The organism is Thermococcus eurythermalis, assembly GCF_000769655.1.
Lineage (GTDB): Archaea > Methanobacteriota_B > Thermococci > Thermococcales > Thermococcaceae > Thermococcus > Thermococcus eurythermalis.
In genome coordinates, this window is sequence record NZ_CP008887.1 from 1,546,535 (window position 1) to 1,569,793 (window position 23,259).

Sequence of the window (23,259 nt, forward strand, 5' to 3'; positions counted from 1 at the left end):
TCTGACACGCACACCGGGAAATTTTTTCGTGTTCCCTCTCACTCCAATTCGAGCCGGGAGATATAACCTGTTGCAACCGGTGCCATTGAAGGAAAGCGTTAGAAAGCGTTTTTTGTTGATTGGACTCTTCTGGAGTGTCCTAAAAAACGCTTCCAAAACCGTTTTTCGGAAAGCCTTATATTGGACAGAACCGTCCATTTGTTGGTGGGTGGTAGAATGAAGGTATGGGTAGATATCACGAACGCGCCTCACGTTCACTTTTTCAAGGGCCTGATCAAGGAGCTTGAGAAAACCGGCCACGAGGTTTTAATCACAACGAGGGAATTTGACGGCCTCACCGGAATTCTCGACATGTTTGGCTTTGATTACTACGTTGTCGGAAAGCACGGCGGTTCTACCCTTGAAGGCAAGCTCCTCGCGAGCGCTGAACGAGTATACAAGCTCAGCCGGCTGATAATCGAGGAAAAACCTGACCTCGCCGTCTACAAACACTCAGTTGAGGCCCCCAGGGTGGCATTTGGCCTTGGAATTCCCAGCATAGGTTTCGTGGACAATGAAACCGCCATTGCCCAGAACAAGCTCATCCTGCCGTTTACCAGGCTCTTGCTCTTTCCGAAGGCTATAGACGCCTACGAGCTTCTCAAGTGCGGTGCCGACCCCAACGGCATGAAGCCAGTAAACGGCTTCTCAGAGCTGGCCCACCTCTACGGATTTAAGCCGGACAGGAGGGTATTCCACGAGCTCGGCCTCAAGAAGAACGGCTACATCGTGATGCGCACCGAGCCGGTTAAGGCCAACTACTTCAACGGGCCGGAGAGAAGCGTGCTCGAAGACGTCATTCCGTTCCTGCCAGATATGCCTATAGTCCTTTTCCCACGGACTGAGGAGCAGAGAAAACGCTTCGAGCACTTTGACAACGTGATAATGCCTGAAAAGCCCGTGGACAGCCTCAGCCTCCTCCACTATGCAAGACTCATGATAGGTGCAGGGGGAACAATGAACAGGGAGGCAATAGCGCTCGGGACACCTACAATCTCCACCTATCCGGGAAGGCTCCTGTCGGTGACCAGGTGGCTAATCGAGCTCGGCGTCAAGTTCCACTCCACCGACCCGCTCGAAGTCGCTGAGGTCGCCGAGCGCATGATAGAGGCCAACGGAAGCTACAGGAGCTACATACGGAACGTCGTCAGCGGACTTGAAAACCCGATGGAGGCGATATTGAGGGAAATAGAAACGTACGAGGAGAACGGAACCTTCGAGGTATCAGAGGCCGGCAACCTTGGGAGTTACGTACGCCTCGATGAAGGCCGCAATTAGGAGCATTCCAACGGCCACTGCATAGAGCTTCAGCGCCTTTTTTATCCCCTCTTTGAAGCCGCTTGCAGGTTTTTCAGCTTCACGGATGTTCCTGTACCAGACAATACCGGCGGTTCCCGCAAGGACGAATGCCGGGATTTCCACGACGCCGTGGGGGACTATGCCCAGGATAATCTGACTTAAGGGCGCCCCAATCTTCGCAAAGAACCCCACCACGATTCCAACGACGGCCCCATTGAACAGCATCATTAACCAGGGGCCAATTCCAAAGAACAGCCCGGAGGCAAGGACGAGCAGGGCGACGCCGGCGTTGTGGGTAAAAATTTTGACGAAGTTATCGAAGGGATTGGGCGAAAGTCCCCCGAGCTCTTCCGCTAGCTTAAGTACGTATTCTCCTGCCTTCTCCGGTTGAACGTAAGCATACGCTACACCAAGGACTATTCCCATCAGGAACGTCCCAAGGAGCATCGAGAACGTCTTCCGGAGTTCCACACACCTCACCCTTCGAGGGCCTTCTTGAGGGCAATCTTGAAGTCCTCAACGTTAACGTAGGGCATCTCAACGTCGAGCCTCATGGCGAAGAACTCATCAATCAGACTTTCAAGCTCCTCGATTTTATGCCCTTCGAGCTTCTTCTCGAGGTCGTGGACTGCCTCCTCGGGGTGCATGAAGAAGTCTCCCGTAATCTTAACGTGCTCGGCAACTCCGTCCCTCTCGTCGAACTCAATCCTTATGAGGCCCTTCTTGGCCTTGTGCTCACCGACGTGGTGCTTCATACCCATCCCCGTTGTAAGCTCGCGGGAGAACTTTTTAAAGGTTGGGTTAAAGTGGGAGCGGTGGTGAAGATGGTCTATAAAGAGATACAGGAGAGGGCAAGGCTCGCACTCAGGAAGGCGCTCGATGAAATGCTCACCGAGGCTGGGAAGGAGTGGGACGGAGAGATAACCTTTGACGACACACCGAGCCTTGAGCTCGGTGATTTTGGAACTGCGGTAGCTTTCCAGCTCGCGAGGGTCTTCAGGAAGGCACCGAAGCTCATAGCCGAAGAGCTCGCTGAGCGGATTGAAAAGCCAGAAGGGATAACTGATGTTAAGGCCGTGAACGGCTACATAAACTTCTACGTGGACTACGCCTACTTCGGGAGGGCCCTTGTGAAGGAAATCCTTGAAAAAGGCGCCAGCTACGGTGAAAGCAACGTTGGTGAGGGTAAGAAGGTCATCGTCGAGCATACCTCCGTGAACCCAACGAAGCCCCTCCACATGGGGCACGCCAGGAACGCGGTTTTGGGCGACACGATGGCGAGGATTATGCGCAGGCTCGGCTACACCGTCGAGGTGCAGAACTACATAGACGACCTTGGAGTACAGTTCGCGCAGGTTCTCTGGGGCTACCTCAACATGAAAGAGGAGTTCGAGAGGATTGAGGCCGAGCTGAGGGAGAAAGGCCTGAAGGAGGACTTCATAGACCACGTAATGGGCCTGCTCTACGTCGAGGTGAACAAAAAGCTTGAGGAAAACCCCGAGGTTGACAGGGAGATACGCGAGCTCATGAAGAAGCTCGAAGAGGGGGACAACGAGATAGCCGAGATTGGCAGGAAGCTGGCGGAGCGCGTTGTTAAAGCCCAGATGCTCACAACCTACCGCATGGGTATCGCCTACGACCTGCTCAGCTGGGAGAGCGACATAGTGAGGAGCGGAATCTTCGAGGAGGCCTACAGGCTCATCGAGGCCAACGAGAACTTCTTCTGGGCCACAGAGGGCAAGTACAAAGGGGCCTTTGTAATGGATTTAAGGAAGCTCTTCCCTGACATGAAGAACCCGTTTTTGGTTCTCAAAAGGAGCGACGGAACGGCAACTTACACAGGCAAGGACATAGCGTATCACCTCTGGAAGTTTGGCAAGGTCAAGGCTGACATGCTCTACAAGGTCTGGGACAGGATTGAGAACCACGAGACCTGGACAACTGCCCCTGATGGCGAGGAGATGCCCGGCAGGTTCGGCAGAGGGGACATAGTGATAAACGTCATCGGAGCGGAGCAGAGGCACCCCCAGATGGCGATTAAATACGCCCTCCAGCTCCTCGGCTTTGAGGACTCAGCTGAGAACTTCCACCACCTGGCTTACGAGCACGTTGTGAGGCCTGAAGGCAAGTTCTCAGGCAGGAAGGGAACTTGGGTCGGTTTTACCGTTGACGAAGTTCTCAACGAGGCCGTCCAGAGGGCGAGGGAGCTGGTCGAGCAGAAGAACCCGAACCTGAGCGAGGAGGAGAAGGACGAGATAGCTGAAGCGGTCGGAGTTGGCGCGGTTCGCTTTAACCTCGTCAAGTACAGCCCAGACAAGGTCATAACCTTCCGCTGGGACGACGTCCTCAACTTCGAGGGCGAGAGCGCACCCTACATCCAGTACGCACACGCGCGCTGTGCATCAATCCTGAGGAAGGCAGGGGAGAGCGGCGTTGAGACTGACTGGAGGGCACTCCTTGAGAAGGCCGACTTCTCGAAGCTCACCCTCCGCGAAAAGGAGCTCATCAAGCTCCTTGCCAAGTTCCCTGAAGTGATAGAGAGCGCGGGCGGGGACATCAAGCCCCACCTGGTTCCTGCCTACCTCAATGAGCTGGCTTCGCTCTTCAACAAGTTCTACATGGACCATCCGGTGCTCAAGGCCGAGGACGGAATCAGGGAAGAGCGCCTGCTCCTCGTTTTAGCTGTGAAGCAGGTTCTCAGGAACGGGCTGGAGCTACTCGGAATAGAGGCGCCGGAGAAGATGTGATTAGCCCTTCAATATTTTTTCCACGAGGGGATCTATTATCCGGTACTCCCCGCTTTCTTTCCTCACCCAGCTCATCTTCTCAAGGTTCTTCAGGAGCGCGGACAGTCTCGCGTTCGTTATGGGCCCGCCTTTAGCCTCCACGTAGTCCTTGATGTTCTTCCACCGGTGGAGGCCGATTGCTATCGCCCTGAGGATTAGGGAATACCTTGGAGAGCGCTTTTCAAGCTCAAGAAGCTCTTCCCGTATCATCGCCCGGGCCCTCTCGACAGTTCTCTCCATGGCCATCTCAAAGCTTCCGCTCTTCCAGTAGTTGAAACCGAACTCCACAAGCCAGCCCGGAATGCCGTTGAGCCCATCGACAGCTCTCTTTATCTCCTCGTCCGGAACTTTCAAGCCTACCTCCTCAAACCCCACCCGCAGGAAAGCCTCCGAGAGCCCTCTCGGGAACGGCTTAACTTCAACTTCCTCGTAGACCCTGCCGAATAGTGGACTCGAGTAGTCGTCGATACCGATGAAATCATGGAGGAGGCCGACCTCTGAACCCGTGAACACGAAGCCGAGGTTCGGGAGAGAGTCATAGGCGTAGGCTATTCCCGCCAAAAGGTCTTTTCCACCCCTCGGCCCGTAGAAGCGGAGGTACTGGGCCTCGTCGAAAGCCAAGACGACCCTCCCAAACCTCTCCCCGAGGCCGTTCAGGAGTTCGAAGACGTCTATTATGGTCATCTCCTTTGGTGTGATTTTTACTCCCGCCAGATTAACGCTCTCCAGCTTTATTCCACTCAGAAAGCCGAACCTGCCCTTTCCAAGGAGTATCTTTCTAATCTCGTCCACCAGAACGGCGGGACTTATCGTGCCGCCCCCTGCTGCGTAAAGCCTCCTCGCATCGAGGTAAAGGCCAAGACCGTCAAATTCATTCAGGGTTACCCTCAGGAGGGAACTCTTCCCCACCCTCCGGATTCCGATGAGAACCGTTATCGGGTACTCTTCCATTCCTTTAAGCAGAGAGTTTAGCTCTTTCTCCCTGTCGAAAATCTCCTCCCTCCTGCTCTTCGGCCGTGGGTCAAACAGCATAGGTATCGCCCCCGATACTTAGTATCGGTACCGATACTTAAAGGTTTCCCAAGTCATTCGGAGTCTTAAAATACCTCCTTCTCCAAGAACTCTCGGTGGTTTTATGCGCGGTGTGATAGTTCTCCATTTCAGACGGGACGATGATTAGAAAACTGCTCGTTGAGGTGCTGGGCTGAGTTCTGAAGGAACTTATCAGGCCACTAAGCGAAAAATAGAAATAGTTCCGTGAGAACCACAGGGAGGTGAGATTATGGAGAGGGTTAGTGAGGCAACCGTAAGGCACGTTATGGAAGAGCTTGAGCGTCTAAAGGTAGAAGTTCAGCGTCTTGAAGCTCTGCTTGTTCCATTGGTCAAGAACGAGCTCTCGGCCGAGGAAGTTGAGGAGATAGAAAGAGAAGCCCGGGAGTTCCACGAGGAGGAATGGGTTAACGCAGATGACCTCGAAGATCTCTTGGAGGACGACTTATGACCTTTGAGGTCAAAATAAAGCGGGAAGTAGTTAAAGCTGTTAAATCTCTCCCAAAGGCCAATCTGAGGAAGTTCTTGGAGTTAAAAGAGGCCCTTAGATACGAAGCAGTTCCGAGGGACAGGTTTGATATTGTTAAGATAAAGGGTTCCGCTGATTTGGACATATATCGGGTTAGAATCGGAGATTACAGGGTGATTTATTCTGTTAACTGGCAAAAACGCTTGGTTCTGATACATCGTTTAAAGAAGAGAGAAGATGCGTACAAGTAGCTCACTGAATCTTGTACCTCAGGAACGCTCCAAGTCCACCAAAGGCCTTGTAGAACTGCTGGCCCTCCTCGGTGTCGAGGGAAATTATCTCGACCTCTGCACCGCTCTCCTCTGCCATCTTGATGAGCTCCTCCGCGACGTCCCACTTTTCGAAGGTTATGTTCTGGCTGCTGCACTTTGGACAGTGGGTCAGCTTCTTCTTGTAGACTTGGAACTCCCCCTCACTCATTGTCTTCTCTTCTTCCCAGCCGCAGTTGTTGCACTTAGCCTTGACCCTAACCTTGTTGTAGCCCTCGCTGATGAGGAGCGTGTCAACGGCTCCGAGCTCAAGGGCTTTCCTGACCTCCTTCTCACCGTAGGTTATCATTCCGGTGTCCTTGACGAGGTGCCTGAAGAAGTCCTGGATGAGCTTCCTCTCCTTGACTGCCTCGTGGTCCCTCAGTATGTCGCTGGCCTTCTCCACGAGCTCCCTGAGCCCGTACTCGCCGTGGTAGCTGATGTCAACGACACCGATAACCTTCTTCCTGAGCTCGTGGTGGAGGTAGTCGCCCTCGACGAACTCCTCCTTGGTCGGTCCGGGGCCGCCGATGATGATTCCCCTCAGCTCACCCTTCTCAAGAAGCGGGAGGAAGACCTTGTTGGCGTGCTCGCCTATCCTCTTCATGAACTCGTGGGTCTCCTGCTCACGGATTCTCTCGTAACGCCTCGCCGACTGACCACCGGCGCGGGTCTTTCCGGGGACGTTTGAAGTAAGCTCCTCAACGACTTCTATCCTCTTGCCCCTCAGGAGGCCTATCGTGGCCTCGTTCTTCTCGACGGTGATGAGGCCGTAGGCGTCCTTAACGCGGAGCATCTCCTCAAGGGGCTCGGTAACAAAAGTCTGGTCACATCGATACAGCCTGACGTTGAGGGGCTCGGGCGGGACGATCGCCCAGAGCTTTATGTCGCTGACTCCCTCCTGCTCACTCACGTTTCCGACGAAAAGGGCGAGACCGTTCTCAGGGGTCTTTCGGTAGAGCTTGAGGTGCTGCATTGCCCTTTCGAGGGCACCGAGGACGTTCTTTCGGGTGGACTTGCTCTTGATGTTCTGGGCTGTTCCGTACTCCTCCCTAAGCTGCTGCATGACCTTGTTTATGTCGTAGCCTGCCGGGATGTAGAGGCTGACGAGCTCGGTTGCGCGGCCTCGATAGCCCTTCAGCTCCTCGACCTTTTTCTTGAGCTCATACATTTCCGCAGACTTGTGAGACATGAGCATCACCCCTACCTTCTCTCGCTGAAATAGGCAAGAAAAGGGCCTTTATAAAGGTTTGGAGTTAGAGGAGGGAGATGAGTATGAGGATAAACGCGCCGACCACTCCCCCAACGGCGAGTATGAGGAGTGTCAGCCAGTTTATGGGGACGTGGGTGACTCCCAGGAAGTTGAGGACACCCACTATTATGAGGCCGGTAATCGCGTTGACCGCGAGCCACTTAAGGACTGCTATTGTGAGTTTAAGCACTATCCACCCGACGATTGCGAGGAGAAAGAGAAAAATCACAAAGAGAATCAGATTGGGCATTAGCACCACCTCAGAGCTTTTCAAGGGTTTCCCTCGCTATCTGGCCGAGGGGTACCCACTTCTTGCCCTCGAAGGGGAGTATAACCTTGTCCTCAACGTCCACGAGCTCCTCGGCATAAGGTCTGGCCTCTTCAGCTTTGAGCTCGCCGAGCATTATCAGGGCAAAGGCCTTGGTGTTCTTGTCACCTTCTTTAAGCTCGTCTATAAGGTCATTGAGAATGGTGTTTTTCAGTGCACTCGCCTTGGTCGGGAACCTGAGGACGAGCTCACGGGAGAGAACCATCGCGTTCTCCTTAACGTAGGGGTTCCTGTTTTTGGTGAGCTCCACGGCTTTGGGGAGTATCTTTTCTATGTGCGGCCCCAGAACTTCCCTATTCTGCTGGGCGATCATTCCAAGGATTAGGAGAGCATCCCCCCGGATTCCGGGCATGTTGTCATCGAGGAGCTCAATGAGGCCTTCAAGTGCCTTTTTATCCTTGATTGCCAGCGCCACGGCCTCATCGAAGTGCTCTTCTTCAATGAGCTTTTTTATTTTGCCTTTTTTTGAGCCGAAGGAGAGGAACGCCATAGGAGTCACCTCTGAAGAACTCTTGAGTCATTTGTTATAGTTAAACTTTTTGTCTCAAATGCTCCAAACATTAGGAAGGACAGCCTCTAAAACGATGGCCGGGCATTAATCTTGCTCGTTAATAACTTTATCCATCTCATCGGAGATTTTAGCCTCAGTATCATTCTGGAATTTCCCCACCTTGCGGACGGTACCAGTGCGGGGATCAAAGAACGTGCGCAGGAACAAGAGTATCAAGACTAAGGCGATGGCCACCATAAAAACGTACTCTATTGAAGCCTGAGCACTCCTTTTCATTGCTGGCACCTGCCATTAAACAAATCAAAATCATTAAAATGTAAAAGAAACGACACAATCATTTCTTAGGTAGTGGTAGTGTTGTTCCCCATCATCTGGTTAAGGGTGTTGTTTATCTCGGTTTCAGCTTGGTTAGCAGTATCCTTGGCACTCTTGCCCTTGCCCTGGAGCTGCTTAACGACTATCAGGATTATAACCAGCGCCGCGGCGATCATAAACAGGTACTCAATTGCACCCTGGGCCTTCCTCTTCATGGCAAACCACCTCCAAAGGGTTACTTCAACCATAAATTGCCCAAAAAAGCTTATATATCTTTCTCCCCAATAATGGGGAGAACCATACCCAACACTGCAAGGTTTCCAAGGGGTGTCTATTGATGCTACTAAGCTTCCACTGCGAATCTGCAAGCATTGAGGATTGCATCGAGGAAATCAACAAAAAATCAGAAAATGTTTTACGCGACGTGCCCGGTTTTGTAAATTCTGCAAAGATACAGCTGAGCTTTGGAGCCTTTATGAACCTCGGTGTTGTCCTGGCGATTGACCACTCTATCAACGCCTGCAAGGTCGTCCGTGCCGAGTTCTCCTCAGGAAAAAACAGGGAGGACGCCATTAACAAAACCCTTGAAAAGCTGAACTCCACCATGCCGGAGGGGGCCAAAATCGTTGATTTTGACGTGAAAACCTACACCACGCCCGTGACAAGGAGGACTTATGCCGTTGGGGTCGTTGTCTACAACGTTTTTGAGGAGAAAAAACCCGTTGGCAAGTACACCCTTAAGGAAAGGAGAAAGCTGATAGCGATGGTTCTTGAGGCCTTCGACTACAACCCGAAGGTTCTCAACATCTCCGAGCTCGCGAGGGTCTTCGGGGTCTCCAGGGACAGCATATACTACGACATCGAGCAGATATTGAAAGAGGCGGGGAAATCTAAGTAGTCCATATTGGCACCGGTGTCGCCGTGAGCACGAATATAACCGCCACGAGCACCGCAAGGAGTATTCTCGTCCTTGATATTGGCGACACCTCGTCCAGTGCCCCGGGGTTCCCGGCAGAGCCTATGAACAGCACGAGGAGGCCCCAGATGAACCACCCGCTCCACAGGTAGCTCATTCCGATGAGAATGAACGCGGCCGCGTAAGTTACTATCCTGTGGGCCCTCTCGCTTATGAAGGCCCTTAAGATGTGGCCCCCGTCGAGCTGGGCAACCGGGATTAGGTTGAGGAACGTGACGAGCAGTCCAACCCAGCCTGCCATTGCAATTGGGTGGAGGAATATCACGTAGTCCTCAGGAATCCCGAGCACGGCCTTGGTCATAAGCTCAAACAGGAGGTTGGTCCCGAAGTAGACGCCTCCCTCCGTGGCAGGCACCATCTCCGGAGGCACGACCACTGAGAGCTTGAGGCCTATAGCCGTGACGGGGAGCGCGACCAGAAAGCCAGCTATCGGCCCGCTGGCCCCCAGGTCTATCGCCGCGTTCCTCGTGGGGAGGGGAGACTTGACCCTTATGACAGCACCCAGAGTCCCGATGAGGCTGAAGGGGAATGGTATGAAGTAGGGCATCGTCGCCCGGACGCCGTGGTACGCCGCGGCAATCTTGTGGCCGAGCTCGTGCGTCCCAAGGATTGCCATAACGCTGGCCGAGAACGAGAGCGCTATGAGGTATGGGTTCCTCATGCCGGGCAGGTTGTAGTAATCAAGGACTCCAATGTAGTTCAGGGCCAGGAGGTAGCCCGAGAAAAACGTCGTGACGAGCGTCGCAAGCAGAAAAACCCAGGGAAGCCAGCGGTTGTCGGGTTTAACCTCGCCGGCCGGGAAAACCAGGAGGAGAACCTTTCCGTGGCGCTTTTTAAGGGCGCACCAGTAGCCGAGCTTCTCCATCTCGCTCAAAACGACCTCAAAGTTGGATTCAAGGATTTCATCAACCTCAAAGACGAAGACCCTGCCGTCGAACCCCGCAAACCTGAGGTTATAGAACGTCCTGAGTTTGGACTCGACTTCAGGCGGCAGGTGCGGAACTTCCCTCTCAGGGGCCGGGCTGGGCTGTACCGGCTTGGACAACTGGCTAACTGCCTCTCCGGCCTTCTCTTCCACATAGCCCACGAGGATCATATCGCCCCCACAGCGGGGGCACGAGCCTTCGAGGAGGGGCTCCCTGGAGTCCCTCTCTTCGCGGTAGCCGCAGTTTAAGCACTCGTAGATTCCCCTCGGCATCGCTATCTCCTGGACTAAAATGGAAAGGGCAGTTAAAAAGTTACTCCTCGACCTCAACTTCCCCAGAATCCGCGTCCACCCTAACTTTCATCCCGCTCTTCAGCTTCGAGACGTCTATCCCCTGAACCATCGGGATGCCCGCTATTATTGCGCCGGTCGCGACTATTGTTTCTGCCTCTTCCACGATTATTGCCTTTGGAGCCTTTCCGCTCTTCTTGAGGGCGTAGATTACGTAGGAGCCAACGGTGGAACCCTTCCCGCGCGGAAACGCAAGGATTTTGCCCGCTACGCTCTGGCCCCTTATGTCGCTCTCGGCGTCCGTAACGATGCCGGTCTCGGGGTCAACCCCGCCGAGGAAGGAGAGCGGTTTCTGCGAGACTATCAGCTCGCCCTCAGCCTTTCCGCCGACCACTTTCTTCCCCTTCAGCTTCATGCTCCCACCTCACGGGGCCTCCTTTATGAGCCTCTCGGCGTCGTCGAGCCTCACGCTGAAGCCGAACGAGCGGAAGTAGAAGGCACTCTTCCCGCTGTTGGTCGCTATGCCCCTGTACCAGCCCTTAATCGGCGACACAACAAAGCATGAGTCCGCGACAATCCTGCCGTTGTAGCGCTCTATGACCTCAGTATAGCCGAGAGAATCCGCCAGGGCCTTTACGGTTCTGCTCGCGGTAATGAAGAGCGGAATCCTGAGGGGTTTTCCGCGCATTCTGAGGAGCTCGGCTATCTCCTTAATCTCCACCAGTGAGGCGTGAGGACAGCCGATTAGAATCATGTCTATTTCGCTCCAGTCGTCCGAGAAGCTCTCTCTGACGGCCATAAGGTCTTTCTCCTCCACGGTCAGGGTCTCAATCTTGTCATCAACCGCGTGCCTGTATTCCGGCGTCTCGCCCTCGACGTGGTACAGCGCTATCGAGCCGGTCGCGGCCATAGATGCCCCAAGCTCCTTGAGGTGGTCAACGCTCTCAGGCCTGAGCCCCGTTAGGTATGGGACGTCGTTCCCGAGGGCCTTCCCGAGGTGGTAGCCGAGGGCCGAGTAGTCAACGAAGCGTTTCACGTTCGCTTCCACTTTAACCGCTATCGTGGCTTTTCTGTTCTCGTCGAGATGGAGGCCGTACTCAGGGGTCTTCCCTACTATAGCTGCAGCCAAACTCGACGGCCCGCCCTCCCTGTTTGTCCTCGCCCCGATTATGGAGTTTGCAAAGCTCACCGCCGAGCTCTCGCTCCAGGCCAGGTGGTCGCCGAACTTCGGCAGGTTTGCGCCGTAGTAGGGCGTGCAAGTTGAGGTTACCTCTATCCCCATCGCTCGGTAGAGTTCGAGGACTTCCCTCTGCTTCTCCATGAACTCGTCATCGCCTATTCCAGCCGGGTTGAGGGTCGTGTAAACGCTTACCTTCGCACCTGCATCAGCGAAGTCCCTCAGAAACTCAATGCCGGCGTCGCCGATGTTCTTGTAGGAGACGCCCGCAATCTGGGCGCTCTTTATTGGTATCAGGCGCTCTGCACCGTAGATGTCCCCAAGGGCGACCAGGATTTCCATAGCCTTCTGGAGCGCGTACCCATACTCCCCTGCCAGAATGAGCTCCTCCTCCTTTGTCAGGTACATAGCACCACCTGAAATAACTGGGGACCTGAGGGTTATAAAGTGTTGTCTGTGTTGTTGGTGAGTTCTCACAGCAGACCGCGGGCAGTAGAATGCAGAGGTTAGCCGATGGCACTCTCCCAGTTCCATTCTGGTTATCCGCTACTTTTAAAACATGCGAAACTATCGTAGCGGACAACTTTCCCACCCTCATCTTCATCGTGGGGCTTTCGGGGCCCTGCGAGAAAGCCTTATAACCCACCGCTTCCGTGCTTTTCACAAGGAACAAGATGAGGCCCCGCGGCTCAGCAGGCGGGAGAGTGAGTCATGAGACGCTTTAAATGTATAATCCCGCGTGAATGGTTCCTCCTGGCGCTTATTGGACTTTACTTAGTCCTGACTGTATTCGACCCCGGCCTCCCACGCAGGACTCCACAGCTTATAGACTGGAAGAGCATCTCCGCGATAACGGGGCTTCTGACCTCCTTCCCAGCTAGGGCGAGGGTTCGGCTTAACTCCTCGCCATTGATGGGGAGGTTTGCGGGCTCATAATCTACTCCCGTTGCCGGTTTCGGTTCAGCCCGCGGGCCGGGTCTTCGGCCCGTTACCCCTACCGGCAAATCCGGATTGGGGTTATTGCTCAAAGGCCACCTTTCTTTCAATGTTTTTACGGCCACACCAGTCAGCGTGGAATGTGGACGCCTAACGGCGTCGCCTATCCAAACGGATAGGCACTAACGAAACCCCTTCGAGTAGGGTTTTTTCTCGGTGGCCTCTTCAAGGCCCTATTACGCTGGTAAGGTTTAAAAGGGTTTCGGGGATTTAGTGCTCGTTGGGCAGTTTACTGCATCCCCCCTAAAGAGCGAGGCTTTCGGAGAAAAATGTAATGCTCTTCATTCTTGTGATTTCGCTTTCCTCGACCGTTATCATGAACGATACCGCAGTGCTGATTTTTATTCCTCTCGTCGTTGCGACCTCAGAGCTCGCCAGTGTGGACACTGGAAGGGCCGTGGCGCTCTCCGCTATCGCCGCAAACGTGGGTTCCGCTCTGACTCCAATAGGCAACCCCCAGAACATCATAATATGGCAGAACCACAGCCTCGGATTCGTGGAGTTCACCAGTTCGATGCTCCCCTTCGTTTCGCTCTGGCTCGCCGTCCTTTTTGCGTTCGCTCTGAGGATCAAAGACAGGGGGCTCTCGACTGAATGGGTTCCGTCAGTTACTCTCAAAAAGGCCCTCCTTGGCGTTTCCCTTGTCTCGCTGATAGCCGATGTGCTCCTGATTAGAACAGGGAGGCCAGCACTTGCGCTAATGTTCACGTCCCTTGCGTTTCTCCTAGTTGGCAGGGAAGTGCTCAGGAAGTTCGACTGGGCGCTTGTTCTGACCTTCGTCTTCATATTCGTTGATTTCAATGAGCTTGCATTTCTACTAAAGGACGCGGGCCTGCAGTTTCCCCGGGAGGGCTCTGAACTCTTCCTCGTTTCCGCCGTCCTCAGCCAGCTGTTCAGCAACGTCCCTGCAACGGTTCTCCTTCTGGCCGGCAAACCGGAGTGGCTTCCGCTCTCTCTGGGGGTCAACGTTGGAGGCAACGGCTTCGTCATAGGTTCCCTGGCAAACCTGATAGCACTCAGGATAGCAAGGGTTAGCGTAAAAGACTTCCACCGCATCTCCATCCCGTACTTCTCCGTGACCCTTTTGCTTTCAGGGGTTCTTCTAGCCCTTTTTTAATATCTCGAATCCTGCGAAGTTATGAACCGTAAACTTTATAAATCAGCTTTGGGGTAGTAAATAACGGGTCGAGCAGCGGGGTGGGGCAGCTAGGAGTGCCCGCCGGGCTCATAACCCGGAGGTCGGAGGTTCAAATCCTCCCCCCGCTACCAGATTTTCTTCAGCTGTGTGCTTAAGTGTTTGGGGTTTATTCTATAAGTGCCAACTCACGGTTTTGTGCTTTTTAGTAGGATCACGCAAAGTGGTCACTACAGCTCATCATGTGGTCTTCTCAGGAAAGAAGACAAGGCCTACTCTCCGATTCTTAAAGACCGACAGATGGTAATGTAAAAAGAGTGTAAAAAGGAAAACTCACTCAATCTTTGCCCCGCAGACCGGACAGAACTTCGCTCCTTCCGGAACTATGTGGCCGTTGGGGCAACGCTTGATTTCGTGTCCGCAGTACGGGCAGAAGCGCGCTCCCGGTGGAATGGGCTTGCCGCAGTAGGGGCAGATTTCCTGCTGCGCCGCCGGCTGGGCGGGAGCGGCTTGCGGGGGCTGCTGAGGAGCCGGAGGAGCGCCGGCGTAGGGCTGAGCCGGCTGGGCCGGTTGGGCAGGTTGCTGGAAGAGCTGGGGAACAAGAACCATACCTGTCCCCATTCCGGCACCAGGGCTCTTGCCGAGCTCGGCCGCGACTTGCTTTACAGTGTCCATTTGCATAACCGCTTGAGCGTTGCCAGTCTGCATGAGCCAGAAGAGCCTCTGGCGCCACTCGTCAGTGGTGTTTACCCCTTCAATCTTCACATCAACCAGTTCAAGTCCCAGCCTGCGGAAGTCCTCCATGAGCTTGACCTTGACCTGCGTGCTCACCATGTCAAGGTTCTGGAAGAGGTCAACTATCGAATAAGCCGAGAGATGCTTCATCATGCCCTCGTTGAAGTATGCCCTGATGAACTTGGTGACGTCTTGGGTGTCGTAGAGACTCTGGCCACCAACGACTTCGGTTATGAATAGCACCGGGTCAGCGACCTTGAACCAGTAGACACCGTAGTACTTGACTGGGGCAAGCTCCCTAGTCTGGGTCTCTCCTCCGTAGCGTCCCTGGAACTGCTTCATGCTGACGAAGATTACCGTTGCCTTGAAGGGGCTGTTTGAGCCACCAACGAGCTTGTAGAGAAGCGGTAAGTTCTGAGTGGTCAGCGTGTGCCTTCCGGGCCCGAGGACGTCGTAGATTTTACCGTCGCGCATGAAGACTGCCACTTCGTACTCATGGACTATCAGCTGGGCACCCCACTTTATGACCTCGTTGGGGTAGCGCCAGATTATCTCGTCTTCTCCTGGGTTGACCCACTCTATAACCTGAACCATTTCACTCACCCGCCGCGAAGCTCATCCTCCGGCTCAAAACTTCCTCAAAGTTCACGAGCTTGTCGTCAAGGTTCAAAAGGGCCATTCCCAGAGCTTGGGGATTGGCAGCCTGTGCGTTTATGTTCTTGGCTTCGTTTAGTATATCCTCCGCCATTTCAATCATCTTTGCGTCGTATTCGAGAAGCCGTTCGAGCTCTTTCTCCTTGAACTTGACCCTGTCGAAGTAGCCCCGATAGCCCGCCTCGGCATGTCGTATCCTGCTCTCAAGCATCATGAGCTTCTTTCTTAAGTTCTCAATCCCCATCAGTTGCTGGCAATTTACCATTGCACACCTCTGGAGTGCCCTTTCGAGTTCCCTCTTCGCCTGGGCCAAGGTGTCGGCGACCTTTCCCCTGACTAGCATATCGTCTTCTCTTATAAGCTCCTTCTTCTTGTAGCCGTGAAATCCGGGGATTATGAGCTCAAGCTTTTCAACTATGGAAGTTTCTTTCCCCATACGGTTCACCTCCATACTTCATACCGGTTGGAAATAAACGTTACCTCTACCGGCCTTGATTACTTCGCTTATGGTTCTCTTCTTAACAGAACCTTTCGTAAAGATTCCAGCTCCGCCTGCAAACCCACCTGCCAGTCCTCCGACCAAACCCCAGAGGCTTCCTGTCAGCGCTGATGCAAGAAGACCAAGCACAAATCCGGTACCTATCACTCCGGCGCCAAGGAGCGTTGCTTTCTTTCGGGCATCGCTCATAAGGGGGTACTCCCCTCTAATGACCCTTCCATCAGTCCCGTCCACGAAGTTGACAAAGTTCTCGCCCCCGTACTCGTAGTGGATTTCCCAGAGGGGATAGTGCACCAATCCTTGGAACTTCACGGTTAGCTCCAGCTCACCGGCGTATGAGTTTTCTTCGCTGGCTTCCTTTTTCAAAGCGCTCTCAAGCCTTGAGCGTGCTATCGCTTCGGCTTTTTCCCTGTCCAGGTCGGGCTCGTAGTACTTTCCCTTCTTCACTATACTATCATCGAAGAAGCGCTTTCCCCTGATCGGGAACGGATACTCTGTTAAGAGAGCTACAAAGGGCGACCCCGCCGGAATGCCAAAGAACTCGACTTCCTCGACTGTCTCATTGCTCTTGCTCCTCCCGTGGAGGTAGAAGAAGTACACTGGAACCCAGTGGAGCTCCTTTTTCGTGACCTTCGCACCCACTATGTCAGCAGGGGCCCCGTACTGTCTCGAAAGGAACTTGAGGAGCCGCCCTGCCGGGTCTTCCCTCATGGGCGGGAAGAAGAAGTGGTCAACCCGACTCTCTTCACCGGTGTGAACGTGGAATGTGGTTCCGCAGTAGGGGCAGGTGGCAACGCTCACCGTGTCGGGAACCTTAAACTTTGCAGAGCATGTGGGACAAGTGACCTCCATGCTATCACCCCAGGACGCCTTTCCGCTCCCGTTCAATTCTCTGTCCTTCCAGCACCTTGCTACCCGCGAACCAACCCAGTGCCGAGCCGCCAGCTATGGCCAACACCGCGAAGACTGGGGAGCTTGAGAACAGCGCCGCCCCAAAGGATGCTATTGCAATCCCCACCCCTGCACCTGTAAGGTACTGGGCCTGCCTGAAGACGTTCATCGGCTCGGTCGCGGCGACCCTCTTCCCGTCCCAGCCCGCGAAGACCGTCTGGAATATCGAGTTCCCATAGCGGTAGTAGACCGTCCACATGGGCAAGAGAACCAGCCTGACGTTCTTCGGCTCATCGGCATGGATATTGAAGCGCTCTATCTTGTCAGACTTCGCTAGAAAGCGGTTTCTGATGACGTCTATTGCATCCTCACGCATTATCAGCTTTGCCTGCTGTTCGTCCATTTCCGTGTTCAGGATCTCAAGTTTTATGCGCTCCCATTCCCCCTCTTCGAGGTCCAGAAGCCTCCTGTCGTCGGGTCGCGTTTTGGAGTAGTGCATAATTAGGTCATCGACACCAAAGCTCTTTACCTGCCGTCTGGCCGATCCGAGAAGACGGAGGTTCTCGTCAACCCTCTCCGTATAGTGCCTTTCTACCGTTTGACAGTGTGTGTTTCCCTTTGAATCTGTGTGACACTCCTCCTCACGTTTCATGTACCTTACGGTTCCATAGACGTGCACCAAACCCGTCCAGTGGGGGGAATAGTGGCCCTCTATACCGACTATCTGGATTTCGTCCTTAATACTCTTGAGGTCGAAGTCATCATCAACTGCCCTCCAGAAGGCCCGTGCTATGGCGTTTTTATCGATGGATGGGACAATGTATATCTCCTCGGTCTTGATGTTGCCGCTGACGTGGTTTGGAAAGCCACAGTAGGGACAGACAGCTACAATGGTTTCGGGTGACACCTCAAGGGGTGCACCACACCTTTCGCACTTAAACGCAAGGGCCTCCATGTCAACCACTTCTTAGTAGTGTAGTGTGTCTTAGTATTTAGGATTTGTGCAAATCGAGCAATGCCGAGATTAAAAGCGGGGAACATCATACAGATATCAATAGGATGATTAAGAGAAAAGGTAATATAGCACTAATACACTAAAAAGATTAACATAGGGGAATATACCCTGAGCTCAATCATATTGTTTAAACCACAAAGTTATGCTCCGGCCTCTTTTGCTATTTTGAGGCCGGTTACCCACTAAGGGGGCGTAGAAAATGGGGTTTATGGACTCCCTGAAGAGTGCCGCTTCCAGCTTTGTTAAATCCGTACGCCACAAGACCTTCAAGATACCGGCCGAGGAACTGGCCGAAAAGTGGGAGAAGCTCAGGCCTTACGGAGTTGAGATAGAGGCGGACACAAAATACGGAGGAAAGTACAGCACCTCAGCCTGGTTCGCCATAGAGGACGTCACCGTCAAAGAGGTTGAGGTTGGGATCTTCAGGAAATCGCGGAAAAAGAAGATCATTGTTAAGTGCTACCGCGAAATAGAGCCCTACGATGAGTATGGCGAGGAAGAAGAGGAGATAGACTGGTTCGATTTCTCAAGAGAGGAGGAAGAAACGATAGAAAGAAAAGAGGTGACGTTCTGGGAGGGGGACAAGGTCAAGATACGCATGACCGAGGCGGACTACGAGAAGATGCTGGCCGAAGTGGGGGAGATTCTAAAGTAAAAAGTTCAGGTCAGCAAGCAGGTTGGCCATCTTGGAGATAATGTGCTTTCTTTTCTTTCCACTCACCGTTGGGGGTGGGCAGATTGAGGAAAGCCCTAATAGCGTTGTTGATAGTAGGGGTGGTACTGGTAGCGGGTTGCATGGGCGGAACGAGCGAGAAGTCCACCGGGGGAGGGCAAACTGGAACTTCTCAGCAAACAACGGCCGGGGGAAATCAAGGCACAACGGGGGAATCGCCGTCTGAGAGCGGGGGGACGGTTAGCAGTCCTGAAGAAATCGGCCAGAGGGGACACGTTGAGCTATTCAACGAGAACGGCCTCAAAGGAATAACGGTCCACGTTGACGGCTCTTCATGGATGAGCAATGGCAACGCCTACAACACACTCTTTGACTACGCCCCGATGTTCTACTCGGGAGGGAACCTTTACATCTATCAGTACTCTGACGAGAGCTTTTCACAGGTGTATACGGACGGCACCTTAGAGGTCTACCCCTTCATCGTGCTCAAGATGCCAGTTAAAGGAGTGGAGTTCACCTTCGCCGGCCCGCAGGACTCGATACTAACCGTTGGGGCCGACGGAAAGCTCTACCTCGTCGTGTACGACCTGGACGAGAGGAAAAGCTGGCCGAGCGAAGATGACAGGAAGGTCGTCTACTTCTACAAGACCAAACGGGTCGAGAGCTGGGATTTGAACGTTAAACACGTGGCGGCGGGTTCCGAAAAGGACGATGAGTACGTCTATTACGTCGCATGGAACGGCAACGAGGTTTACGTAATTGGCTGGGACTACGAGAATCTCCTCGACTTCACGAAGGGGGAAGGCCAGAAAGCCGAAGCCAAAAGGTTCTCATTTGACAACGTAAGGGACGTGCTGGTTGGAAAGCAGGGCATCTACGTCCTGAGTGGCGGAAAGCTCTACGTCATAAACACCGTTGATGGCCCGGAGGGAGTTAAGGTCTCAGCGGAAGTTGACGTCGGTGAAAACGCCCAGCTATCGCTTGATGAGGGAGGTGACTACGACCTTGTTTCGGTCTACGACGGGAAGACCCTCAAGCTGATGGTCTTCGAGGACGGAAAACTCGACGATGATTATCAGGCTGAGATTAAGCTCGAAGGGTACGAGAGCGTTTATGTCTACCTCCCGAGCAGTGGGGTTGAATTCGTGGCGCTGAAAGGAAACAGGGCTTACTTCTACACCTTCGACTTCACTTATCACGAAACGACCCTGGTCGGGTATCTCGACCTCCCAGTCAAGCCGGTGTGGGCCTCCGGCCACATTGACGGCTGGGACGTGGGGGTCATAGCCTTCTGGGGCGATGATGGGAAGTACTACAGGCTGTTCGAGGTTCTAAAGACCGAGCAAACGGGTGAATCTCAGAGTGGTGAATCCGAAGGCACGGCCGAAGAGTCAGGGGGCTCGGGAACTTCATCAGGAACCTCAGGAGAATCGGGAGGGAGTACTTCAACAGGAACTTCGGAAAGCGGGCAGGGAACAGAGGCTTCTTTTGAAGACCAGCTCAAAAACTTCCTTGAAAACGCCTACACGGTGGAAGGGCTCGTTTACGCCAAAGAGGGCTACAGCTACCGCGGGATAAAGATAACACCAAGGACAGGCAGGCTCTACTACTTCCCGTACGGCTATGAAAACACCTTATTCCTCCTTGACGGTGATAAGGTCATCCGGATAGTCCCCTGGGACCAGGACTTTTTCGACGGGAAAACGGATAACCCCAACATAGACCCGCACGATACCGGGAGTGTGAGGATAACCGTCCTCCCCACAAAGACTAAACTATACTACGCGATACCTAACGGAGACTACGCGGCTATGGTTGACGAGAACGGAAAGCTCCACGTACTGATGGGCCTTGAGTGGCACTCCGGTAATGATGTAGAATGGAACACCTTCAAGAGTGACGTCGTTTACGACTTTGACGCCTCTGGAGTGCTCGTCCAGTACTTCTGGTCGAACTACCTCTTCTATGCATGGAAGGACAACGAGCTCAGAATTTATGTCTATGATTCTGATACGGCCTACAAGATGTGGGATGAAGGGGCCAGCATAACGGTCGAGCCAAGGGTTTACAGCCTGCCAGACAGGATAAGGGAGGTCAACCCATACATAGCGGAGGACTTCATTGTCGTTCTAACCGATGAGGGAACCTACCTCGTCCCGAATCCCGTTGGCCACTATGGGGAGGACACCAACGTTTACAGAATAGACGACCGCGTGGATTTGATTGGTGCCTACCACTACTGGTACCTGAACGAACTGCTCGCCTACTCAAACGGTCAGCTCTACGGCCTTGCGCCGGACTACTCGGACACCGAGAAAACGATGACCGTCGAGAAGGGATCCTACGTTTCCATATCAAACGTCGTCGGCCTCTACGGGGACTACGGTGGTGAAGAATTCATAGCACTGTCGCTCAGTGACGGAAAGCTCCCGGTTTACCAGCACACGTGGAACGACCAGAAGCGGGCCTATGAGTTCGCCCTCAGGAAGACGTTCTACCTCCCGGCACCGCTTGTGAAGTTCACCTTTGACTACAGGCCGGAATGGGACTGGATTAAGGTTCTTGGCCTGGGAGCTGATGGCTCCTTCTACAACTTCGAAATACAAGGAGGTGGTAGCTGATGGATGCCCAGTTAATAGTTCCCGTACAGGAAATAGCAAGGGGAAAGCCCAAGTTCGGAATATGGGCGGTAGTAGGGGACAAGGTCTACTACATCAGGATGAAGGAAGGGACGTGGGGCGACGCCCTCAAAAGGGGCCTGATGTACGGGGGAGCGTACATCTCAACCTACACCGCCGCCAAAGCTAGGGAGGAATACGAAGAGGCAGTCAGGAACTACCTGTCGTCCCTTGAGCTTCCCCCAAACTTCGTGGAGCACATAGACGACTACGCCAGGGAGAGCGCCAGAAGCTTTGTGGCAAGGGTTGAAGAGACCTCAGTAAAGCGAGGAAAGGGCCTTCTGGGCAACGAGGCCAACGGCCAGACTCCCGTCGAGCTTAAAGCCCCCAATGGCTCGATAAAGTTCTACGTCGCCACGGAAACGTTTGAGAAAATAAAGCCCACGCTCCAGGCAATACCTTTCAAGGAGTACAAGGAAGCGAGGCTCTGGGTCTTCTGAGATAGCTTTTTATCCCTTTCGATTTTTCTTTTAATGGTGGTTTCGATGGAGCGCGTCGTTGAGATTCTGAGAGAAATCCTTGAAATTCCTTCCCCGACCGGCTACACTAAGGAGGTTCTCGCACACATTGAGAAAACGCTCGACAAGGCAGGGATAAAGACCCGCTACACCAACAAGGGGGCCCTGCTCGCCTACAACCACCCAGAGCCGGAGCTCGTTATAGCGGGCCACGTTGACACCCTCGGCGCGATGGTTAAGGGGATCCTGTCGAACGGGCACCTGAGCTTCACGAGGGTAGGCGGCCTCCACCTCCCGGCCTTCGAGGGCGAGTACTGCACGATAATCACCCGCTCGGGGAAGAAGTACCGCGGAACGCTTCTCCTCAAGAACCCCAGCGTCCACGTCAACAAGGAGGCCGGAAAGAAGGAGCGCAAGGAGGAGAACATGTACATCCGCCTGGACGAGCTGGTAGAGAAGAAGGAAGATACAGAGAAGCTCGGCATAAGGCCGGGCGACTTCATAGCCTTCGACCCGAAGTTCGAGTACGTGAACGGCTTCGTCAAGGCCCACTTTTTAGACGACAAGGCGAGCGTGGCTGTGATGATTGACTTAATGCTCGATTTAGGTGCCGAGACCCTCGAAAAGCTCCCCGTGGCGTTCTTCTTCTCGCCCTATGAGGAAGTCGGTCACGGCGGCTCCGCGGGCTACCCGCCGACAACAAAAGAGCTCCTTGTCGTTGACATGGGCGTCGTCGGAGACGGCGTTGCCGGCAAGGAAACGGCCGTTTCAATAGCGGCCAAGGACTCAAGCGGGCCCTACGACTACGAGATGACGACCAAGCTCATAGAGCTTGCAGAGAAGAACAACATTCCCTACGTGGTTGACGTCTTCCCCTACTACGGCTCAGACGGTTCCGCGGCCTTAAGGGCCGGCTGGGACTTCCGCGTTGCCCTCATCGGGCCCGGCGTCCACGCGAGCCACGGGATGGAGAGGACTCACGTCAAGGGTCTGCTCGCTACGAAGGAGCTTATACGGGCGTATATCCAGGAGAAATGGGCCTGATAGCGCTATACGCCCCCCCGCTCTCTCACCTTTTTCCTCACGTTCGGGTCGCGGTCGGCGATTATTTTTAGGGCCTCCTCAAAGCTCATCCAGTCCGGGACTTCCTCGTTGAGGTAAATCCCCGTCCTTCCAATTGAATCTCTCCTCGTGAGAACATGGACGCGTTCGGTAACTATATCCACGCTCACGCCGAGGATTTTAGCGACCTCGCTCTCCCTCCCAACGACCTCGCGCTCGATGTGGCCCTTCTCGGTGGGAATTATCAGAATCAGCTTCTTGTTGACGCCTGGGACGCGCTCCTTAGTCTTGACACCCCATAAATCAATCGCCCCTCCCCAGCGGTAGAACTCAAGCTCCCTGTCGGTCGGCTCGATTAGGGGGAACGTTACCGTCGTCTCCTCGTCTATCTCAATTACTCCCTTTATCAGGTGCCAGGGGGTTGCCATGACTATCCTCCTTCTCCCCACGAGGCCCTCAAGGGCGAGCTCGATGAGGTAGCTCGGAACCCGGATTGGAATGAAAATGTCAATGTCGCTGTCCCGCCTCACGTCTCCCCTCGCTACGCTGCCGTAGAGCAGGGGGTCGAACTGGCTCAGGCGCTCCATTACTTTCAGGGCCTTTTCCCTTTTCTCCCAGAGGTAGCGCCACCTCTTGGGGGTGTAGACAACTTCCCTCTCGTCCCACACACGGACTACTTTTTCCCGCGGCATCAACTAAACTATGTCTGAAACTTTTAAAGGCCTACCGATAGCGTT

27 protein-coding genes and 1 tRNA gene are annotated in these 23,259 nt (G+C 53.9%); 12 read left to right on the top strand and 16 right to left on the bottom strand.

What is annotated here, in order from left to right:
* The first annotated feature begins 216 nt into the window (after positions 1-216).
* Positions 217-1,317: a DUF354 domain-containing protein gene (locus TEU_RS08340; RefSeq protein ID WP_050003342.1), complete on the top strand. Its 1,101-nt coding sequence runs from the start codon at positions 217-219 to the stop codon at positions 1,315-1,317.
* Here TEU_RS08340 and TEU_RS08345 read toward each other — a convergent pair.
* Complete coding sequence (locus TEU_RS08345; RefSeq protein WP_227738693.1) at positions 1,264-1,809, bottom strand: stage II sporulation protein M; 546 nt, start codon at positions 1,807-1,809, stop codon at positions 1,264-1,266. The genes TEU_RS08340 and TEU_RS08345 overlap by 54 nt on opposite strands.
* A 5-nt stretch (positions 1,810-1,814) precedes the next feature.
* Positions 1,815-2,093 carry a lipoate protein ligase C-terminal domain-containing protein gene (locus TEU_RS08350; RefSeq protein ID WP_050003343.1) on the bottom strand — a complete coding sequence of 93 codons (279 nt, stop codon included), beginning with the start codon at positions 2,091-2,093 and terminating at the stop codon, positions 1,815-1,817.
* Positions 2,094-2,162: 69 nt separating this feature from the next.
* Between TEU_RS08350 and TEU_RS08355 the strand changes: the two genes are divergently transcribed.
* A complete protein-coding gene (locus TEU_RS08355) occupies positions 2,163-4,085 on the top strand; it encodes an arginine--tRNA ligase (RefSeq protein ID WP_050003344.1) in 1,923 nt (640 codons plus the stop codon).
* Here TEU_RS08355 and TEU_RS08360 read toward each other — a convergent pair whose 3' ends face one another.
* A complete protein-coding gene (locus TEU_RS08360) occupies positions 4,086-5,156 on the bottom strand; it encodes an AAA family ATPase (protein WP_050003345.1) in 1,071 nt (356 codons plus the stop codon).
* Positions 5,157-5,406: 250 nt separating this feature from the next.
* On the opposite strand from TEU_RS08360, the gene TEU_RS08365 reads away from it, so the two are divergent.
* Together TEU_RS08365 and TEU_RS08370 are read left to right on the top strand one after the other, a co-directional pair.
* Positions 5,407-5,625 (top strand): DUF5646 family protein, encoded by a 219-nt coding sequence (locus TEU_RS08365; protein ID WP_050003346.1) that lies wholly within the window; start codon positions 5,407-5,409, stop codon positions 5,623-5,625.
* Complete coding sequence (locus TEU_RS08370) at positions 5,622-5,894, top strand: type II toxin-antitoxin system RelE family toxin (RefSeq protein WP_050003347.1); 273 nt, start codon at positions 5,622-5,624, stop codon at positions 5,892-5,894. The genes TEU_RS08365 and TEU_RS08370 overlap by 4 nt, the downstream gene beginning before the upstream one ends.
* A 1-nt stretch (position 5,895) precedes the next feature.
* Here the strand turns inward: TEU_RS08370 and prf1 are convergent, their stop codons facing one another.
* The 5 genes from prf1 to TEU_RS08395 all read right to left on the bottom strand — a co-directional run bounded on the left by prf1 (position 5,896) and on the right by TEU_RS08395 (position 8,572).
* Positions 5,896-7,143: a peptide chain release factor aRF-1 gene (prf1, locus tag TEU_RS08375; RefSeq protein ID WP_050003348.1), complete on the bottom strand. Its 1,248-nt coding sequence runs from the start codon at positions 7,141-7,143 to the stop codon at positions 5,896-5,898.
* A 64-nt stretch (positions 7,144-7,207) separates the two neighbouring features.
* Positions 7,208-7,453: a pro-sigmaK processing inhibitor BofA family protein gene (locus tag TEU_RS08380; protein WP_050003349.1), complete on the bottom strand. Its 246-nt coding sequence runs from the start codon at positions 7,451-7,453 to the stop codon at positions 7,208-7,210.
* A 10-nt stretch (positions 7,454-7,463) separates the two neighbouring features.
* The gene (locus TEU_RS08385; protein WP_050003350.1) at positions 7,464-8,021 is read right to left on the bottom strand and encodes a HEAT repeat domain-containing protein; all 558 of its coding nucleotides are present in this window, start codon (positions 8,019-8,021) and stop codon (positions 7,464-7,466) included.
* A 105-nt stretch (positions 8,022-8,126) separates the two neighbouring features.
* Positions 8,127-8,318, bottom strand: coding sequence for a class III signal peptide-containing protein (locus tag TEU_RS08390; protein ID WP_050003351.1), 192 nt, complete (start codon positions 8,316-8,318; stop codon positions 8,127-8,129).
* 65 nt (positions 8,319-8,383) lie between these two features.
* Positions 8,384-8,572: a class III signal peptide-containing protein gene (locus tag TEU_RS08395; protein ID WP_050003352.1), complete on the bottom strand. Its 189-nt coding sequence runs from the start codon at positions 8,570-8,572 to the stop codon at positions 8,384-8,386.
* Positions 8,573-8,694: 122 nt separating this feature from the next.
* Here TEU_RS08395 and TEU_RS08400 point away from each other — a divergent pair, with 122 nt between their 5' ends.
* On the top strand, positions 8,695-9,255 hold the full coding sequence (locus TEU_RS08400) for a hypothetical protein (RefSeq protein ID WP_227738695.1): 561 nt from the start codon (positions 8,695-8,697) through the stop codon (positions 9,253-9,255).
* Here the strand turns inward: TEU_RS08400 and TEU_RS08405 are convergent.
* The 3 genes from TEU_RS08405 to TEU_RS08415 are packed head-to-tail and all read right to left on the bottom strand — an operon-like array spanning position 9,248 to position 12,134.
* The gene (locus TEU_RS08405) at positions 9,248-10,531 is read right to left on the bottom strand and encodes a site-2 protease family protein (protein WP_050003354.1); all 1,284 of its coding nucleotides are present in this window, start codon (positions 10,529-10,531) and stop codon (positions 9,248-9,250) included. The genes TEU_RS08400 and TEU_RS08405 overlap by 8 nt on opposite strands.
* 40 nt (positions 10,532-10,571) lie before the next feature.
* Positions 10,572-10,964, bottom strand: a complete 393-nt coding sequence (locus TEU_RS08410) for a DUF126 domain-containing protein (protein ID WP_050003355.1) — start codon at positions 10,962-10,964, stop codon at positions 10,572-10,574.
* A gap of 9 nt (positions 10,965-10,973) precedes the next feature.
* Positions 10,974-12,134, bottom strand: a complete 1,161-nt coding sequence (locus TEU_RS08415; protein ID WP_050003356.1) for an aconitase X catalytic domain-containing protein — start codon at positions 12,132-12,134, stop codon at positions 10,974-10,976.
* A 303-nt stretch (positions 12,135-12,437) separates the two neighbouring features.
* Here TEU_RS08415 and TEU_RS08420 point away from each other — a divergent pair, with 303 nt between their 5' ends.
* The 3 genes from TEU_RS08420 to TEU_RS08430 all read left to right on the top strand — a co-directional run bounded on the left by TEU_RS08420 (position 12,438) and on the right by TEU_RS08430 (position 13,991).
* Entirely contained in the window at positions 12,438-12,662 is a 225-nt protein-coding gene (locus tag TEU_RS08420; RefSeq protein ID WP_050003357.1) for a hypothetical protein, read from the top strand.
* Between the two features lie 334 nt (positions 12,663-12,996).
* The gene (locus TEU_RS08425; RefSeq protein WP_144244839.1) at positions 12,997-13,839 is read left to right on the top strand and encodes an SLC13 family permease; all 843 of its coding nucleotides are present in this window, start codon (positions 12,997-12,999) and stop codon (positions 13,837-13,839) included.
* A 74-nt stretch (positions 13,840-13,913) separates the two neighbouring features.
* Positions 13,914-13,991, top strand: a tRNA-Met gene (locus TEU_RS08430).
* Between the two features lie 199 nt (positions 13,992-14,190).
* Here the strand turns inward: TEU_RS08430 and TEU_RS08435 are convergent.
* Genes TEU_RS08435 through TEU_RS08450 form a run of 4 tightly spaced genes read right to left on the bottom strand, consistent with a single transcriptional unit; the run spans position 14,191 to position 17,591 of the window.
* Complete coding sequence (locus tag TEU_RS08435) at positions 14,191-15,186, bottom strand: SPFH domain-containing protein (RefSeq protein ID WP_050003358.1); 996 nt, start codon at positions 15,184-15,186, stop codon at positions 14,191-14,193.
* Between the two features lies 1 nt (position 15,187).
* Complete coding sequence (locus tag TEU_RS08440) at positions 15,188-15,682, bottom strand: hypothetical protein (protein WP_050003359.1); 495 nt, start codon at positions 15,680-15,682, stop codon at positions 15,188-15,190.
* Positions 15,683-15,700: 18 nt separating this feature from the next.
* Complete coding sequence (locus tag TEU_RS08445; protein WP_050003360.1) at positions 15,701-16,597, bottom strand: zinc ribbon domain-containing protein; 897 nt, start codon at positions 16,595-16,597, stop codon at positions 15,701-15,703.
* Between the two features lie 4 nt (positions 16,598-16,601).
* The gene (locus tag TEU_RS08450) at positions 16,602-17,591 is read right to left on the bottom strand and encodes a hypothetical protein (protein ID WP_050003361.1); all 990 of its coding nucleotides are present in this window, start codon (positions 17,589-17,591) and stop codon (positions 16,602-16,604) included.
* A 259-nt stretch (positions 17,592-17,850) separates the two neighbouring features.
* On the opposite strand from TEU_RS08450, the gene TEU_RS08455 reads away from it, so the two are divergent.
* The 4 genes from TEU_RS08455 to TEU_RS08470 all read left to right on the top strand — a co-directional run bounded on the left by TEU_RS08455 (position 17,851) and on the right by TEU_RS08470 (position 22,504).
* Complete coding sequence (locus tag TEU_RS08455; RefSeq protein WP_050003362.1) at positions 17,851-18,306, top strand: hypothetical protein; 456 nt, start codon at positions 17,851-17,853, stop codon at positions 18,304-18,306.
* Positions 18,307-18,389: 83 nt separating this feature from the next.
* Positions 18,390-20,945, top strand: coding sequence for a hypothetical protein (locus TEU_RS08460; protein ID WP_144244840.1), 2,556 nt, complete (start codon positions 18,390-18,392; stop codon positions 20,943-20,945).
* Complete coding sequence (locus tag TEU_RS08465; protein ID WP_050003364.1) at positions 20,945-21,442, top strand: hypothetical protein; 498 nt, start codon at positions 20,945-20,947, stop codon at positions 21,440-21,442. Before TEU_RS08460 ends, TEU_RS08465 begins: the two co-directional genes overlap by 1 nt.
* Positions 21,443-21,487: 45 nt before the next feature.
* A complete protein-coding gene (locus tag TEU_RS08470; RefSeq protein WP_050003365.1) occupies positions 21,488-22,504 on the top strand; it encodes a M42 family metallopeptidase in 1,017 nt (338 codons plus the stop codon).
* A gap of 5 nt (positions 22,505-22,509) precedes the next feature.
* Here TEU_RS08470 and TEU_RS08475 read toward each other — a convergent pair whose 3' ends face one another.
* Positions 22,510-23,214, bottom strand: coding sequence for a nucleotidyltransferase domain-containing protein (locus TEU_RS08475; protein ID WP_050003366.1), 705 nt, complete (start codon positions 23,212-23,214; stop codon positions 22,510-22,512).
* Positions 23,215-23,259: the final 45 nt, after the last annotated feature.